General features: G+C 44.4%; 18 protein-coding genes. 10 read left to right on the top strand and 8 right to left on the bottom strand.

What is annotated here, in order from left to right:
- Positions 1-100 precede the first annotated feature (100 nt).
- Entirely contained in the window at positions 101-1,024 is a 924-nt protein-coding gene (locus tag CXF82_RS15115) for a winged helix-turn-helix domain-containing protein (RefSeq protein WP_102039830.1), read from the bottom strand.
- A gap of 294 nt (positions 1,025-1,318) precedes the next feature.
- Positions 1,319-2,596, bottom strand: coding sequence for an aminopeptidase PepB (pepB, locus tag CXF82_RS15110; RefSeq protein ID WP_102039831.1), 1,278 nt, complete (start codon positions 2,594-2,596; stop codon positions 1,319-1,321).
- A gap of 233 nt (positions 2,597-2,829) precedes the next feature.
- On the opposite strand from pepB, the gene sfsA reads away from it, so the two are divergent.
- The 10 genes from sfsA (at position 2,830) to CXF82_RS15060 (ending at position 10,887) form a co-directional block, all read left to right on the top strand.
- The gene (sfsA, locus tag CXF82_RS15105; RefSeq protein WP_101092325.1) at positions 2,830-3,534 is read left to right on the top strand and encodes a DNA/RNA nuclease SfsA; all 705 of its coding nucleotides are present in this window, start codon (positions 2,830-2,832) and stop codon (positions 3,532-3,534) included.
- Between the two features lie 160 nt (positions 3,535-3,694).
- A complete protein-coding gene (gene dksA, locus CXF82_RS15100; protein ID WP_101092326.1) occupies positions 3,695-4,138 on the top strand; it encodes an RNA polymerase-binding protein DksA in 444 nt (147 codons plus the stop codon).
- Between the two features lie 57 nt (positions 4,139-4,195).
- Positions 4,196-5,074, top strand: coding sequence for a tRNA glutamyl-Q(34) synthetase GluQRS (gene gluQRS, locus CXF82_RS15095; protein WP_102039835.1), 879 nt, complete (start codon positions 4,196-4,198; stop codon positions 5,072-5,074).
- Positions 5,075-5,254: 180 nt separating this feature from the next.
- Complete coding sequence (pcnB, locus tag CXF82_RS15090) at positions 5,255-6,556, top strand: polynucleotide adenylyltransferase PcnB (RefSeq protein WP_232775035.1); 1,302 nt, start codon at positions 5,255-5,257, stop codon at positions 6,554-6,556.
- The gene (folK, locus tag CXF82_RS15085; protein ID WP_102044473.1) at positions 6,556-7,035 is read left to right on the top strand and encodes a 2-amino-4-hydroxy-6-hydroxymethyldihydropteridine diphosphokinase; all 480 of its coding nucleotides are present in this window, start codon (positions 6,556-6,558) and stop codon (positions 7,033-7,035) included. Before pcnB ends, folK begins: the two co-directional genes overlap by 1 nt.
- A 297-nt stretch (positions 7,036-7,332) precedes the next feature.
- Complete coding sequence (gene panB / locus CXF82_RS15080) at positions 7,333-8,127, top strand: 3-methyl-2-oxobutanoate hydroxymethyltransferase (protein ID WP_101092329.1); 795 nt, start codon at positions 7,333-7,335, stop codon at positions 8,125-8,127.
- A 60-nt stretch (positions 8,128-8,187) separates the two neighbouring features.
- Complete coding sequence (gene panC / locus CXF82_RS15075) at positions 8,188-9,036, top strand: pantoate--beta-alanine ligase (RefSeq protein ID WP_101092330.1); 849 nt, start codon at positions 8,188-8,190, stop codon at positions 9,034-9,036.
- 474 nt (positions 9,037-9,510) lie between these two features.
- Entirely contained in the window at positions 9,511-10,017 is a 507-nt protein-coding gene (locus tag CXF82_RS15070) for a hypothetical protein (RefSeq protein WP_101092331.1), read from the top strand.
- A 121-nt stretch (positions 10,018-10,138) separates the two neighbouring features.
- Positions 10,139-10,546, top strand: a complete 408-nt coding sequence (locus CXF82_RS15065) for a hypothetical protein (RefSeq protein WP_102044472.1) — start codon at positions 10,139-10,141, stop codon at positions 10,544-10,546.
- The gene (locus CXF82_RS15060) at positions 10,546-10,887 is read left to right on the top strand and encodes a DUF4144 family protein (protein ID WP_102044471.1); all 342 of its coding nucleotides are present in this window, start codon (positions 10,546-10,548) and stop codon (positions 10,885-10,887) included. The genes CXF82_RS15065 and CXF82_RS15060 overlap by 1 nt, the downstream gene beginning before the upstream one ends.
- 619 nt (positions 10,888-11,506) lie before the next feature.
- Here CXF82_RS15060 and CXF82_RS15055 read toward each other — a convergent pair.
- The 6 genes from CXF82_RS15055 to CXF82_RS15030 all read right to left on the bottom strand — a co-directional run bounded on the left by CXF82_RS15055 (position 11,507) and on the right by CXF82_RS15030 (position 16,953).
- Positions 11,507-12,277, bottom strand: coding sequence for an ABC transporter permease (locus CXF82_RS15055; protein WP_180961097.1), 771 nt, complete (start codon positions 12,275-12,277; stop codon positions 11,507-11,509).
- Between the two features lie 2 nt (positions 12,278-12,279).
- Positions 12,280-13,224 (bottom strand): ABC transporter ATP-binding protein, encoded by a 945-nt coding sequence (locus tag CXF82_RS15050; RefSeq protein ID WP_102044470.1) that lies wholly within the window; start codon positions 13,222-13,224, stop codon positions 12,280-12,282.
- Positions 13,225-13,362: 138 nt separating this feature from the next.
- Positions 13,363-13,896, bottom strand: a complete 534-nt coding sequence (gene hpt / locus CXF82_RS15045) for a hypoxanthine phosphoribosyltransferase (RefSeq protein WP_101092336.1) — start codon at positions 13,894-13,896, stop codon at positions 13,363-13,365.
- Positions 13,897-13,903: 7 nt separating this feature from the next.
- Positions 13,904-14,557 (bottom strand): flavin prenyltransferase UbiX, encoded by a 654-nt coding sequence (locus tag CXF82_RS15040; RefSeq protein ID WP_198553509.1) that lies wholly within the window; start codon positions 14,555-14,557, stop codon positions 13,904-13,906.
- 6 nt (positions 14,558-14,563) lie between these two features.
- On the bottom strand, positions 14,564-15,949 hold the full coding sequence (gene mpl / locus CXF82_RS15035) for a UDP-N-acetylmuramate:L-alanyl-gamma-D-glutamyl-meso-diaminopimelate ligase (protein WP_102044469.1): 1,386 nt from the start codon (positions 15,947-15,949) through the stop codon (positions 14,564-14,566).
- A gap of 158 nt (positions 15,950-16,107) precedes the next feature.
- Positions 16,108-16,953: a universal stress protein gene (locus CXF82_RS15030; RefSeq protein WP_101092338.1), complete on the bottom strand. Its 846-nt coding sequence runs from the start codon at positions 16,951-16,953 to the stop codon at positions 16,108-16,110.
- Positions 16,954-16,955 lie beyond the last annotated feature (2 nt).

Genomic DNA, 16,955 nt, shown 5'->3' with positions numbered 1-16,955 from the left:
TAGGTATTGTTTCGATAGGTTTTTAATTATTACGAGGCTAAATACTTAAATGTCTTACTTTTTCTTTAGATAATTCGCTTTAATGAATCATCTGCTTCTTTTAAAAATGAGCCAATATCAACTCATACAAGGCATCGCTATCAATAACAACGGCTTGACCACCACTCTTAGCAATGGCATCAATCACGCCGGGTGACTCCACATAAGTGTACAGATAAAAGTCAGTATCATATCCAGCGGCACGAATGGCTTGCAGCAGCTTAAGCCCCGCGAGTGAATCACCATGCCGTCCCATATCTGAAATCACCGCTTGGTAGTGATACATAGATAACAGCATGAGCGCTTCTTCTGAGGTGACAGTGTTATAAACACCAATATTTTTCTCTTCTAAATAGGCTTTTTCAGCCAAGTTATTCTCAGGGTGATCGTCAACCCAAAGTACTCGACCCAGGGCTTTTGTTGGCTCACTATAATTGAGATTTTTCGTTTGTGTCGTGACTGAATCGCTATTGGCTCCGCCTAACCAAAACTGGAAAATCAACGCGAGTACCAGCAATAATGCAATCAATACTTTAGCAAAAATTTCCCACCATGAAATAGGCGCAATTTTTTTACGTCGCTCAATAAAGGGGGCCGAAGTGAAGGGTGTCTTTTGTGCTGCTTGAGGGCTAGCAGCAAGACCATCTGCAGTTGAAGGTTGAGTCTGTAGTGAGAGCTGCTTTCCGAGTACATGTTCGAGCCGATAACCTCGACCATGAACAGTCTGAATCAATGGTTCTGAATAACCTGCTTTACTAAAAATCTTACGCGTATCTGAAACCAGTTTAGACAATGACATGTCCGACACCACTGTGCCTACCCATATTTTGTCTAAGCAATCTTGTTTTGAACAATATTCTGGATAACTATTAGCGAGCAACTGAATAAGCATAATATTACGCTCATCAATAGCATAAATAGTGCCATTAATTAACAGTTCGGCTGTTTCACGATCGATAGAGAATTCACTAAAACTAAGCTTCATGGACGGCAAACCAACACTTAAGTAAAAAAACCAATAGTTAACAATAATGCAACATAAGTACTGTTTTAGCAAAGACTGTTTTCAGGGGGACTCACTTAAAAGAGCGGGAATTTGAATCATGGTCATTTCAGCAAGATAAGTATTAACTTTTACAATCAGCGGCCTATCACGCTAAAAAGTCAGCTATAAAAAAGCCACCTATAAATAAGGTGGCTTCATAATAGAGATATTACTGTATATAGCCTGCGCTATAGTAAAGACACAATCAATGTTGTGCTCCTAATACTCTAAAGACTAGTCTTCCAATAATCCAGCAATCGTCAGTACGCCATGAGTCGTTGCACCTGCAGCCCATAACGCATCACCAGAGTCTGAGAATGCCGACGCGAGATCAACGTGCAACCAGTTAGCATCTGGGGCAACAAAGCGCCATAGGAAACCCGCTGCATTTGAAGCACCACCGGCACCGCCACCCTTCATCGCTCGGCTGTTAGCAGTATCAGCATAAGGACTTGGACAACTGTCCATATGCCAAGGATCAAGTGGCAAAGGCCAAACTCGCTCGCAAGCGGCAATGGCTTTTTGTTGCGCTAATGCCAAGATTTCAGCTTTAGGAGAGAAAATAGCATTGTAGTTAGTGCCAACCGCCATAACGGCAGCCCCCGTTAGAGTGGCAGCATCGATAATTAATGACGCGCCCGTTTCTGATGCGGCTTGCAGACCATCAGCCAGCACTAAACGACCTTCAGCGTCAGTATTAACCACTTCAACAGTTACGCCATTTTTGTAGGTTAAAATGTCGCCCAGCTTATAAGCATGGCCACTGATTAAGTTCTCAGCGCAGCATAAAAAGAGCTTAACCCGTTTGTTAAGGCCTGACTTAATCGCTAAACCAAGTGCGGCGGTTACGGTGGCTGCACCGCCCATATCGCACTTCATGCCGAGCATACCTTCTGAACCTTTAATGCTGTAACCACCAGAGTCGAAAGTGATCCCTTTACCCACGAGTGCTACAGCAACGTCGGCATCGGCTGCCAATGGGTTGAAATCAACTTCAAGCAATGCAGGTGGACGTTCACTACCACGGCCTACCGCGTGGATACCTATCCACTGGTGTTCTAATAATGCTTCGCCTTCAATAATGCGGTAGCTAATGTTGTCGCCGCCAATATCACTCAACCATTTTGCCGCTTCAGTGGCTAACACCATTGGTGACAAATTTTCCGGCGTTTCGTTAATCAATTTACGGGCAAAGTTGGCACTCTCTAAACGGTTAGCAAGTAAGGCCTTTGCCGAATCGTCACCGGTCCACTGTATTTGTGGCTGCTTTTTAGCGGTAGCAAAGCCTTGAGCAAAGGCCCATTGCGCATCAACAGTCCATAAGTTGCCTTCTAGTGCAACAGCACTAACGCCTTGTCCTTGAAGCTTACGGGCAGCTTGTTGCACTTGACGCTGAATATCCCCCGCTTTGATATGAATTGAAGCCACATCGTTTTGAAAAGTAACATTGGCTTTTCCCCAGTGAGCAGCAGGTACTTCTTGGGTGAGGGTAACTTTCATTAAATTCGTCATTTTAGGTCCTTAAAATGTGAATCGATCAGCAAGGGTGCTCTCGACTCGTTTTCAGCTGAGTTTACTGGATCGCCTGTAATATCTAAAGTCGGGTATTAAATAGTTGAGCTCATTTTAGAATACTAACCGTTTCTTAATTATTTAATCTCAACCCGTACCTATGCATTATTCTCCAATCCTCCCGAAAAACTCTGTTAATCTAGCGGCAATATAGTCGTCATTAGGTAGCTAAAATGGAGTTTAACCCCGTATTTGATAGTGGGATCCTCATTCAACGATATAAACGTTTTCTAACCGATATCACTCTCGAGGATGGCAGCGAAGTGACTATCCACTGCCCTAATACTGGTTCGATGCGTAATTGCTTATTTCCAGATAGCAAAGTGTGGTTTTCAGTCTCTGATAACCCAAAGCGAAAATATAGCCGTACTTGGGAGCTCGCTGAAACGCCAAGTGGCGATATGATAGGCATCAATACTGGTCGTGCAAATACCTTAGCCGAAGAAGCGATTAATACCGGCGTAATAACAGAACTAACCGGTTATGCGTCATTACGCCGCGAAGTAAAGTATGGTAGTGAAAACAGCCGAATAGACATCTTATTAGAAGGTAACAACAAAGCCAGTTGCTATGTAGAGGTTAAAAGTTGCACCTTACTTGAGCATGGGCAAGGATACTTTCCAGATGCGGTGACCACTCGTGGCCAAAAACATTTACGCGAATTGATGGAAATGGTGACCTTGGGGCATAGAGCTGTATTATTGTTCGTTGTGCAGCATACAGGAATAGATTCCGTTAAAGCTGCAGCGCATATTGATCCTGTTTATGCTGCATTACTCGATGAAGCATATTCAGCTGGAGTAGAGATATTAGCCTATAGTGCCGAGCTGTCGCCCTCAGCGTCCCGTTTGGTTAAATCCTGTCCAGTTAAGCTCTAATTCAGAATATACAGTTGAAATTGTTCTTAATAGAAGACATAGTCAAAGAATCGAGTGCAGATAATATAAATTATTTGCCTATCTCGAGGGTTTCTGGTATAGATAGCGCCCGTTATTATACAGACGCCCTACAACGCAAATGATTAACAGGAGATGCGTTATGCCAGAAGGCACTAAAAAACTCGGTGTGCTCGCTATCGCAGGTGTATTACCTTACCAAGAAAAGCCCGGTGAGGAGTACATGAACGAGGACCAGTTGGGTCACTTTAAGACGATTCTTGAAGCTTGGCGTAACCAATTGCGCGAAGAAGTTGACCGCACTCTGAACCATATGCAAGACGAAGCGGCTAATTTCCCAGATCCTGTCGATCGTGCAGCTCAGGAAGAAGAGTTTAGTTTAGAATTACGTGCTCGCGATAGAGAACGTAAACTAATCAAAAAGATTGAAAAGACGCTACAGATAATCGAAGAAGATGATTTCGGCTTCTGTAACTCTTGCGGTATCGAAATCGGTATCCGTCGATTAGAAGCTCGTCCAACAGCCGATCAATGTATCGACTGTAAGACGCTTGCTGAGATCAAAGAAAAGCAGATGGCGGGATAATCGCTATCTTAAGGTGCGGAGCGTTATGCTCCGCTCTTTTGTTTCTAAATGTCTCTAATGGTTAACTCAACAGCTTATATCGGTCGCTTTGCACCGTCCCCTTCTGGTCCACTTCATTTTGGTTCATTGATTGCTGCCCTCGGCAGTTTTTTGCGTGCGCGTTCCATGAATGGCCAATGGTTGGTGCGTATCGAAGATATCGATCCACCACGAGAGATTGCCGGTGCTAGTCATCAAATTCTTAGCACATTAGAAGCGTACGGCCTGCACTGGGACAACTCAGTAGTCTATCAAAGCCAACGCCTTGATATTTATCAGCAACAGATCACCCAATGGCTGGCGACAGACCAAGCTTATTATTGTCAATGTAGCCGCAAGCAGATAAAAGCCATGGGGGGCAGTTATGATGGCCGTTGCGGAAGACTTGCGCAGCCGCATAAAGTGGGCGCTATCCGTATTCGCAACCACTATGGCGTGGCACAATTTTTAGATCAGATAAAAGGTGTGGTTAAAGTCGATAGTCAATTTGCTGCTGAAGATTTCATTATTAAACGCAGTGACGGCCTCTACGCCTACCAGTTAGCGGTGGTGCTTGACGATATCCACCAACAGATCACCGAGGTGGTGAGAGGCTCAGATCTGCTCGAGCCCACTTGCCGTCAAGAAAGTCTGTTTAAACTGTTGAAGCATCCAAGTCCAAATTGGCTTCATCTGCCGTTAGCATGTGCAGAAAAAGGCCGCAAGTTATCCAAGCAAAACCATGCGGCAGCAATTGATGTTGTAAAGCCGCAAGCCAGCATTAATGCGGCATTACGCTTTTTGGGCCAAACAGAAGTGACCCCAGAAAGACAAGCCAGCAAGATGCTAGAACAGGCTATCAGTCAGTTTGATTTAAGTAAGGTACCAAGGCAATCTGAAATACTCCTTGTTACGTAAACTGAATCGTATACTCATTGAGCTTTAATTGGGTTATCATAGCCCACTTGTTTTTACCTTAGTAAATATCCAAATCAGAGGTGTCCCATTTTTCGCCGTATTAGCCAATTCTGTAAGCAGTTATTTGATGATAGTCCAAAAGCTGAAGAAAATACTCAGGTCGGTCTGAGTTTAGAAGTTGTGCCTAGAAAAGCGCACTCAATTTCTCGTAGACAGATCAGCGACAATGCGATCAAAGTACTCTACAGACTTCATAAGTCAGGCTTTAAAGCTTACTTGGTCGGTGGCGGAGTACGCGACATTCTATTGGATATGCAACCTAAGGATTTTGATGTGGTGACCAATGCCACGCCAGAAGAAATTAAGCGATTATTCCGTAACTGTCGCCTCGTGGGTAGACGCTTCCGTCTGGCGCACATTGTGTTTGGTCGTGACGTTATCGAAGTCGCTACACTGCGTGGACATCACGTTGATAGCGAAGAGAAGATCTCTAAGACCAATGAATCGGGTCGACTATTGCGTGATAATGTTTACGGCACTATCGACGAAGATGCTGAACGTCGTGATTTTACCGTCAATGCGCTCTACTACGATATTAGCGACTTCTCTATTCATAGCTACGGCGGTGGATTACAGGATTTAGAGTCACGCACAATCCGTCTTATTGGCGACCCTGATACTCGCTATCGCGAAGATCCGGTACGTATGCTTCGCGCTGTGCGCTTTGCCACCAAGCTCGATATGACAATTGAATCTGCAGCAGCAGATCCAATAAAAGGCTTAGCGCCTTTGCTAAAAGATATCCCTGCGGCGCGTATGTACGAAGAAGTGCTAAAGTTATTCTTCGCTGGAAAAGCAGCCCAGAACTACAACATGATGCGAGATTTCGGTTTATTTGCGCCGCTATTTCCGTTAGTAGATTCACTACTGGATGAAGCGCCTCACGGGCCCATTGCTAAATTGCTGCAAGAGATGATGGAAAATACTGACTTGCGTATTGAGCAAGAAAAGCCAGTCACTCCCGCATTCTTTTATGCTGCGCTACTCTGGTATCCACTAACACAGCGTGCGGACGATATCGCACTCGAAAGTGGCTTAAGCCTCTACGATGCTTATACCGCAGCTATGGGCGATATAATGGAGCAGCAGTGTCGTACAATTAGTCTCCCGCGCCGCTTTAGCTCTGTGACAAAAGATATATGGCAACTACAGCTACGTTTTGAGCGTAACAAAGGCACCAAAGCCTTTAAATTTATTGAACACCCTAAATTTAGAGCCGCTTATGATTTACTCTTATTACGTGGCGAAGCCGAAGGTGGTTCCGTTGCCAAGAATGCAGCATGGTGGAAGAGCTTTGTCGAAGGCAGTGAAGATCAGCGTAATGTTATTGCTAAGTCGAGCAATAAAGGCGGCCGTAATCGTACTTCTCAACGTCGTCGTTCTAAGCCTTCAGACCAAGCAGCACCTAAACCTACAGAGTAATGATTCAGGTCTATGTTGCATTGGGGGCTAACTTAAGCCAACCCATCGAACAACTCAACAATGCTTGCCAAGCATTGTTGAGCATTGCCGAAGACAATTCATTTAGCATCTCCCCTTACTATCGCTCAGTGCCCATGGGCGACGTTCAGCAACCCGATTACGTTAATGCGGTTGCTGGCTTTAAAACAGATCTCGCCCCCATCCATCTATTAGATGCATTACAAAAGATTGAAAATGAACAAGGCCGACTCAGAACACTGCGCTGGGGGCCTAGAACCTTGGATTTAGATCTACTGTTATACGGTAATGAGCACATCAATCTACCTCGACTGACCGTTCCCCATTATGGAATGAAACAACGTAGCTTTGTATTAGTGCCATTATTTGATTTGACTCCAACACTCATATTGCCAGACAAAACACCGCTGGCCAGTTTGATCACCGATTGTTTAACTGCAGAACTGCAGCAGGCACAGTAATAGCCATGCCATCAAATGCTTCGAACCCACACTCGATGAGCATACTTGCACTGCCGCTGTTGATGACCTCAACAAGGAACACCATCCCTGCAAACAGGTTTGAATTAAAGCGCTGAGAACGCTAAATAGCTCACAGACTTAATGGCACAAATGCAAAACCTATCCCTATAAGTCATTTTTAAGTTAATTTTTTGATAGAATACCCACGTTAGTACAGAAGTTTGATTCCGAGATCATTGAAGTTCAGCCCAACTTGGCATATAACAACTCAACAAATTAGGTTTTAAAATTACCACTATGTCCAAAATTACGAGTTCCACACTGAGAACCTTCAAGAGTGAAGGCAAAAAATTCACTGCATTAACGGCTTATGACGCCAGTTTTGCGAACGCATTCGATAGCGAAGGTGTTGACGTACTATTAGTCGGTGATTCAATGGGAATGGTACTTCAAGGACATAACGACACACTCCCGGTTACGGTTGACGATATTGCCTACCATACTCGCTGTGTTCGTCGTGGCGTTGAACGTGCATTGCTTATTGCCGATATGCCCTTTATGAGTTACGCGACACCTGAACAGACCATGATTAACGCGACGACGCTTATGCAAGCTGGCGCCAATATGGTAAAAGTTGAAGGTGGCCACTGGCTACTCGAAAGTGTCAAGATGCTAACCGAACGCGGCATTCCTGTATGTGGCCACTTAGGCTTAACGCCGCAATCAGTACATGTATTTGGTGGCTTTAAAATTCAAGGTCGTGATGCCGATAATGCGCAGCGTATTCTTGATGAAGCCAAAGCGATTGAAGCGGCAGGGGCACAACTCCTCGTTGTTGAGTGTATTCCCGCGCCGTTAGCTAAAGCCATTACTAACGCATTAACTATCCCCGTTATCGGCATCGGTGCAGGCGCAGATACTGACGGTCAAATCTTAGTTATGCATGATGTCTTAGGCATTTCAAGTGGTTACATTCCACGTTTTTCGAAAAACTATCTAAAGCAAACTGGCGAGATCCGCAGCGCTGTTCGTGCTTATATTGACGAAGTCGCACAAGGTGTTTTTCCAGCTGAAGAACATACTTTTAGCTAAGTGGTTCGACTATCAGCTTATTTCAGTATTCATATTTGTCAGTGTTAGAGCACGAGTATCATGATCACCACAGAATCGATTAGCGTTATTCGCGAGCAAGTCCGCGCATGGCGTATCAAAGGCGAAACGGTTGCCTTTGTCCCGACAATGGGCAACTTGCACCTTGGGCATATTACCTTAGTTAAAGAAGCGAGATCACGCGCAGATCATGTGATCGCTTCTATCTTTGTCAATCCAATGCAGTTTGGTCAAAACGAAGATTTAGACGCGTATCCAAAAACCTTAATAGATGATCAAAAGGCCTTGATTGCGGCGGGTGCAGAGCTGCTGTTCACGCCAACGCCTGCCATCATCTATCCTAAGGGAATGGACGTTCAGACTTTTGTTGAAGTACCGTTAATCTCTGATCAATTGTGCGGCGAAAGTCGCCCTGGTCACTTTCGCGGCGTAGCAACCATTGTGTGTAAACTGTTTAATATCGTTCAACCCGATATTGCCGTTTTTGGGCAAAAAGACTTTCAGCAACTGCTCGTGATAAAAACCATGGTCGAAGACCTGTCTATGCCGATTGAGATTGTAGGCGTAGAAACCATACGTGAAGCCTCAGGCCTTGCGATGAGTTCGCGTAATGGCTACTTAACGTCAGCACAAAAGCAGCAAGCGGCGGTACTCAAGCAAACCTTAGACAAGATGGCGAATGAGCTTTGCTTAGGCAAGCAGATTGATGAGGTTATAAAAGCTGCGCAGCAAGTTATTGCCTCAGCAGGCTTTAGAAACGACTACCTCGATATTCGTCATGCTAAATCCTTCAACAAAGCGCTGAGTAACGACAATGAATTGGTTATTTTGGTCGCCGCTTATATGGGCGAAACGCGATTAATCGATAACCTAGTGCTGCAGATTAATTAGACGCTGCACTCCTATCTTGACTATATTTGGCTCAAAGCACCTGCTCTGAGCCATTTAATACTCCCTCCCATTAAAAATGTTCCCATCGATTTATCAACAACTGATTCAAGCATGACTATCTCAGATTTTAAGCCCCATCGCGCGACATATACCGTCAATTGAAAGCAGGAAGTCAGATGCAAGAAGTGGGCGAAGCTGAGCTCAATCCAAAGAGACTGATTACGGGGGAATAACGCGTCAATACTTTGAACATTAGTGACTCAATAACTCACGCCCCCTATCAGCAGTGCGCTTACCACTGCACATTGATTCATATCAGTCTAGTGTCAAAAAACTGGTGTTATGGTCTGAGTTAAGCCATAGTATATTGGTCATCCAGTAATCATTTATACATAATAAGTGTTGTAGCCTAGAGACTGAAACACACGCTTATAGTGATTAATAATCATTGAGTCGAAAAGGATATTTAGCCCAATGGCGAAAGTTATATTCTCAATAATTTGCTTAATACTTAGCGGATATGTTGAAGCAAACAGTATTTTCAAATGCATTAAAGATGACAAGATTGTCTTTAGTCAGCACTCCTGTCCAAAAGAGTTTCGTCAACATAAAATTGAGTATGTACTGGGTATCACCACTGAAACGGATTCAGACAAACGCCTCAGCACACTCGACCCTCTGCAAGTGTTATTACAGAAAGAGACCATTTCAAAAGAGCGTTTACTGCAGCTATTAGAGAGTGAAATGTATCGCTTGAAGCAAGAGAATAGCTATTTTGAAATATTAAGAGCCAGCGAGTTACAAAAGCTAGAACGTAATCGATATTGGCAGAAAAAGGAAAGCACCGATCCGGAATATGCCGAATCAATTCAAAAGATGAATTTGCACTTCGACAACCTCATCACCAATAATACCACCACAATTATTCTTCTGGATGATCGCAAAGAACAAATTACCCAAGAAACCACAGAGTCACAGTAACGGCTGGGGTATAAACCAATATTGCTTGCAGATAAACGCCACAAAATAGATATCAACAGCACATTTTGGACAACGCTAGGGTAATATTCTATGAGTCCAGTAGCAAACACTCGGTAACACCATGCGCAAACTCAGTTATATCGCCCTATTCATATTTGGACTGTTATTGGGGGCAAGTCTCGCCTACATCACCTTACAAAAGGTTATCGCTAGTCGCGGTGGAATCGGGATGCATGGTTTTGTTGCCACGGCAAATAAAGTACTTCAACAACGAGAGATTACCGAACTGTTAATCTGCTCAAAATTGGCAATGAATGCTGGTCATAAGATTGATAATATAAGTTTAAATATGCGCTTAAACACACTGCTAAAACCTTATGATAACGGTCATCAACGCGCCTTTTATGTGTTGGTTTATATTAAAGGTTACGCTTTTGGCGTCGCTAATAGCATCAAAGATAAAATAAAAGCTTATGACGATTACGCCTGCCAAACACAATACTCTTGGCTTCTAAAACAGGAACACTAATGACAATCACATTAGCGCAAGTTAACTGGCCTATCGTACTACGACAACAAAACAGCAGTGAACTGCTACGACTTGAAACAATGCATGACTGGCTAGAACAAACAGGCATGCTTGGTGTGTTAACAGGGAGCTTTATTGTCGATTATAGCGGTAACAGCTATCTGATTGCCGAGGACAGCCCCATCAAGATCCGCTTGGCTTCTCCGCAACTGACACTAGCAGAACTGCGTCAGTCTGTTCAGCAATACGCTAGTCTTAACGGTCATTGCTGTACCAGTAAACTAAATCTCAATACCATTGCGCAGTTATTCGATATCGTCGAATTTATCGAGCAGAGTTAGCGCATAGTCGAACACAAAAATAAACCCATAAAAAAGCCAACTATATCGAAACGGATAGCGACGCACTCGTGTCGTTATACACTCAATACCATTGCGTATTGATTCGAAATAGTCGCCTTTATCGAGCAGAGTTAGCGCATAGTCGTACACAAAAATAAACCCATAAAAAAGCCAACTATATCGAAACGGATAGCGACGCACTCGTATCGTTATACACTCAATACCATTGCGTATTGATTCGATATCGTCGAATTTATCGAGCAGAGTTAGCGCTTAGTCGTACACAAAAATAAACTCATAAAAAAGCCAACTATATCGAAACGGATAGCGACGCACTCGTATCGTTATACACTCAATGCCATTGCGTATTGATTCGATATCGTCGAATTTATCGAGCAGAGTTAGCGCTTAGTCGAACACAAAAATAAACCCATAAAAAAGCCAACTATATCGAAACGGATAGCGGCGCACTCGTATCGTTATACACTCAATGCCATTGCGTATTGATTCGATATCGTCGAATTTATCGAGCAGAGTTAGCGCTTAGTCGTACACAAAAATAAACCAATAAAAAAGCCAACAATTTAATTGTTGGCTTTTAAAGTCATTACACTCTCTATTAGCTTCTCAAGCCTATTCCGCGCGAGATAAGGTAGTAAGCTAAACTCCATAACCCGACACAGAAGCCAACCATGACTGCAACAGACAAAGGAACACTGATGTCGGCATAGCCTAAGAACCCAAAACGGAATACGTTAATCATATATACCACAGGGTTTAATGCCGATACCGCTTGCCAAAAATCGGGCAGTAACGATAGCGAATAAAACACGCCACCGAGATAGGTCAATGGGGTCAAAACAAAGGTAGGAACAATACTGATATCATCGTAACTTTTTGCAAAAATGGCATTAATGAGTCCACCTAAGGCAAATAAAACTGCCGTTAAGAACACCGTAATCGCCACCAATCCAGCATGCTGTATGGTGATATCGACAAAGAACATCGCCACTAACGTCACGATAGCGCCCACAAACAAGCCACGGACAACACCGCCGCCAACATAGCCTGCGATAATGACATAGTGCGGCACAGGTGCAACGATAAGCTCCTCCAAGTTACGCTGAAATTTAGCGCTAAAAAAGGAGGATGCCACATTAGAATAAGAGCTGGTAATCACTGCCATCATGATTAAACCTGGCGCGATAAACTCCATATAAGAGACACCGCCCATCTCACCAATGCGTTTACCCACTAAGTTACCAAATATCAGGAAATACAGGGTCATACTGATCGCAGGAGGCACCAAAGTTTGGATCCAAATACGGGTAAAACGGTTTATCTCTTTGGTTAAGATACTTTTAAAAGCTGTAAAATACAGCGCTCTCATATTCATTTTCCGCCCCCAGACACTTTGCCTTTTTCGACTAACTCAACGAACAGTTCTTCTAAGCGATTGGCCTTATTACGCATCGACAGCACTTGAATATTAAGCGCACTCAACTGTACAAAAACATCATTAAGACTCTGCTCTTTTGCCACATCAACCTCTAAGGTATGTGGATCTGTTAAGCGACACACCGTCTGCTCAAGCGCGGGATTGTCATTCAAGTCACAACCCAAATCAAGAATAAACGTTTCCATATTCAAACGGCTAAGCAACGACTTCATGCTCGTGCATTCCACCAGCACACCTTTGTCGATAATACCGATATTGCGGCAAAGCATTTCGGCTTCTTCTAAATAATGAGTGGTGAGAATAATCGTCACGCCCTGCTCATTTAGCTCGGTGAGAAAGGTCCACATAGAGCGACGCAATTCAATATCTACACCCGCTGTTGGTTCATCTAAAATCAACAATTGTGGCTCATGCATTAACGCGCGCGCGATCATCAAACGGCGCTTCATGCCGCCAGAGAGTTCACGCGCTGGACTGTTGCGTTTTTCCCACAGGTCAAGTTGACTAAGGTGTTTTTCAGCACGTTCTAGTGCCACCTCTTTCTTAACGCCGTAGTAACCCGCTTGATTGACAACAATTTGCTGTACCGTTTCAAACTGATTAAAATTAAACTCTTGAGGCACTAGGCCAATACTGAGTTTGGCGAGTTCAAGCTCGTTATCAATATCATGTCCAAATACAGACACTTTTCCCGAACTCTTTTGCACCAAAGAACTAATAATACCAATCGTCGTTGATTTACCTGCTCCGTTAGGCCCAAGTAGCGCAAAAAAATCGCCCTTATTCACTGTTAAGCTTATGCCCTTTACTGCCTCAACTCCGCCTTTATAGGTTTTTTTTAAGGAGTCGATAACTAAGGCGGCTTCTGTATTTGCCATGGTTATTCCAATCACTCTGTATTAAGTAAAAAAAACTCCCGCAATAGCGAGAGTCATTAGTATCGATTGCGCTTCTAGCTCAATAATCAGTTTAACGCCAATAAGCATCAAAACCCGACCTAAGCTATAGAGACAATATTAATCTTCTAGCGGAATCACTCTCGCGATGTAAGGTAAGTTACGATACTGCTCCGCATAGTCGATGCCATATCCAACGATAAACTCATCAGGGATGGTAAAACCGATAAAGTCGACAGGCACATCAACTTCACGACGTTGAGGCTTATCAAGTAAGGTACATAGCGCTAAACTTTTTGGCTCGCGGATCATCAGGATCTCACGCACCTTGTTAAGGGTATTACCAGAATCAATAAGATCTTCCACAATCAGTACATCACGCCCCTGGATCTCGGACTGTACGTCTTTAAGGATTTTTACGTCGCGACTGCTTGTCATCGCATTGCCATAACTTGATACCGACATAAAATCGATCTCTACGTGGCCTTTAATACGTCGACAAAGATCTGCCATAAACACAACAGAACCCTTAAGTAGACCTACCATTAACAGGCGGTCACTTTCGGCATAATGCGTATTAATTTGCTCAGCCAAAATATCCAATTTTTGATCGATCTCTTCTGCAGAGATCATCACTTCAATGGTGTGTTTCATAAAACTCTCAATAGTCGATGTCGTTGGTATTATGCTTGTCATAACCCCAACGATTCGTTAATGCATGGTCAACGCCCAAATGGTCAAGAATTCGGGCGACCATAAAGTCTACCAGATCTTCAACCGATTTGGGATTATGATAAAAGCCTGGCGCTGCAGGCATAATGGTTACGCCTAAGCGAGAGAGCGACAACATATGCTCTAAGTGTATGGCACTAAAAGGAGTTTCTCGAGGAACCAAGATTAATTGGCCTCGCTCTTTTATTACAACATCAGCCGCTCGTTCGAGTAAATTATTACTCATACCCGTTGCAACCGATGCTAATGTCCCTGTACTGCACGGACAGATGACCATCTGTTTTGGCGCCGCAGAACCCGAAGCTGGCGGCGAAAACCACTCCTCTTTACCCAATACAATGAGCTCGCCAGCCACGTCGCCAAACTGCGCTAATAACTGTGCTTGCGCTTTATCGCTATTGGCGCTTAACTGCAGGCCTTGCTCTGTGGCCAATACCACTCTCGCTGCTGATGAGATCATCAAGAACACTTGATAATCACTTCTCAACAGTGCTTCTAATAATCTCAGGCCATATGGAGCGCCCGAGGCACCAGTCCACGCCAGGCTAATAGACTTGTCTGCTTTATGGTATGTCACACTCATGGCTAGTTATTTACCTGTTTTAGTGTTTAATTGTGCCAGCAGCTTTTGATGTAATCCGCCGAAGCCGCCATTACTCATAATGATAATAGTATCTCCACTGCTCGCCTGAGCGACGACCTGCTCTATAATCTCATCAATATCATACAACACAGCAACTGGCACCGAGGCTGTGGCCATTGCGGTGCTAATGTCCCAGTCAATATTGCCCGCTTGATATAAAAAGACATTGCTAGCCAAAGCCAATGAGTTTGCCAAGGTGTCCTTGTGCACGCCGCTCTTCATGGTGTTCGAACGCGGCTCTAAAATCACCGTCACCTTACGCTGGCCCACTTTGGCTCGCATACCCGCTAGAGATGTTGCTATGGCCGTTGGGTGATGCGCAAAGTCATCATAAACTTCGATACCGCTTATAGTACCAAGCAGCTCCATGCGGCGCTTAGGAGGTGCAAACTTGGCTAACGCTTCAATGGCGGCATCAGGCTTAACCCCAACGTGCCTCGCTGCGGCAATTGCCATCACCGCATTTTCGATATTGTGCTGGCCAATGAGTTCCCAATCGACAACCCCCTGCAACTCACCATTGAAGAAGACTTCAAACTGATGAGCATCATCGCTAAGATTATGAGCATGCCAGCCGTTAGTCACGGCATTTAAATGATATGTCTCTTGCTCACTCCAGCAACCTAGCGCGATGACTTGCTGCACACTTATCGCATCTGCTGGCCAGATCACTTTTCCTTCACCAGGAACCGTCCGTATTACGTGATTAAACTGGCGTTGGATCGCTTTAAGATCATCAAATATATCGGCGTGATCGAACTCTAAGTTGTTGATCACCAGAGTACGCGGTTGATAGTGGACAAACTTAGAACGTTTATCAAAAAAGGCGCTGTCGTATTCATCAGCTTCAACCACAAAAAACGGCGAACCGCCAAGGCGAGCCGATACCCCGAAGTTTTGCGGTACACCACCAATCAAAAATCCCGGCTCATAGCCACAGTCTTCGAGGATCCACGCCAACATACTCGAGGTAGACGTTTTACCATGGGTGCCAGCAACCGCTAATACCCAGCGCTCAGCCAAGATGTGCTCTGCTAGAAACTGCGGGCCAGAGGTATACTTAAGGCCGCGGTTAAGCACTGCTTCAACGCAAGGATTACCTCGGCTCATAGCATTACCGATCACCACAAGATCGGGCGCATCATCTTCATTTTTACCCAATTGAGTAGGATCGAAACCTTGGATCAGCTCAATACCTTGCTCTTCTAGTTGAGTGCTCATTGGCGGGTAAACATTGGCATCGCTGCCCGTTACCTTGTGCCCTTCAGCTCGAGCCAGCAACGCGAGGCCGCCCATGAAGGTGCCACAGATCCCTAAAATATGTACGTGCATAGTGGTCGCTCTGGAGTTTAAAAAATCTAGGTTATTCTAACCAATTGCGGCGGGGTTTGTCAGTTAACTCGTGTTTAACTCACTTTTAAATATGGCTGACGCTGTGGTGCGGCTAAAAAATAGAGGAGCTGATTATCGGCTCCTCTATCTCTGCATAATTAACGGATTAACAACAAGGGTACGCTGCTTTTTATCAGCACTTGCGTGGTGTTACTGCCGAGAAAGTACTGGCGTAACTTTGTGTGGCCATAGGCCCCCATCACTATCATCCCAAGCTGTTGTTGCTCTTGGTAATCGAGTAATGCGCTATCTACATCTCCAGTTAACACTCGCTCTGTCACCATGATCCCAGCCTCAGTAAGCTGCTGCGATGCTTGTTGAAAAGCTGCGCTCTTGTCACCAGAGCCATCAACCATCACCAAATGACACTCCAAACCGACAAGCAAAGGCGTCTTGATAGCCTTTTCAATCAGCTTGTCACTGGTTGCACTACCATCAAAGGCGATCATATAGGAGCTTGGCACTTCGAAGCTTTCGCTGACCACGAGGGTATGGGCCTTAATCGTTCTAATCACACTTTCAAGCTGTGAGCCTATTGTTTTAGTGCTGCTATGATCTTCACCCGACCTCCCCAGCACTAACACCCTCAAATCATCTTCTAGATCCATTAATGTGTCGAGTAAACTGCCATGGCGTTGTAATTTATGGATATCACTCACGCCTCGCACTTGCGCTAACTCTTCTGCATCTATCAGTAACTGCTTACCATGCTTAAGCGCCACTTTACTGCGCAGCTCATCAAGCTCTACCAGTTCATTGAGTAGGTCTTCTTGGCTACCAAAGCCAATTTGGCCCGACAATTCGCTCACCACAGGTCTGGTGGCTTTATCGAGCACATGCAATAACGTTAACGGTGCTTTCACTTTGTGTGCAACCCAAGCACTGGCTTCACAGGTGGCTAGAGTCAATTTAGAACCATCAATACACGCAACTATATTCTTCATCT

The sequence above is a fragment of the Shewanella sp. GutDb-MelDb genome (assembly GCF_002836075.1).
GTDB lineage: Bacteria > Pseudomonadota > Gammaproteobacteria > Enterobacterales > Shewanellaceae > Shewanella.
This window is presented reverse-complemented; position numbering and strand designations above follow the sequence as displayed.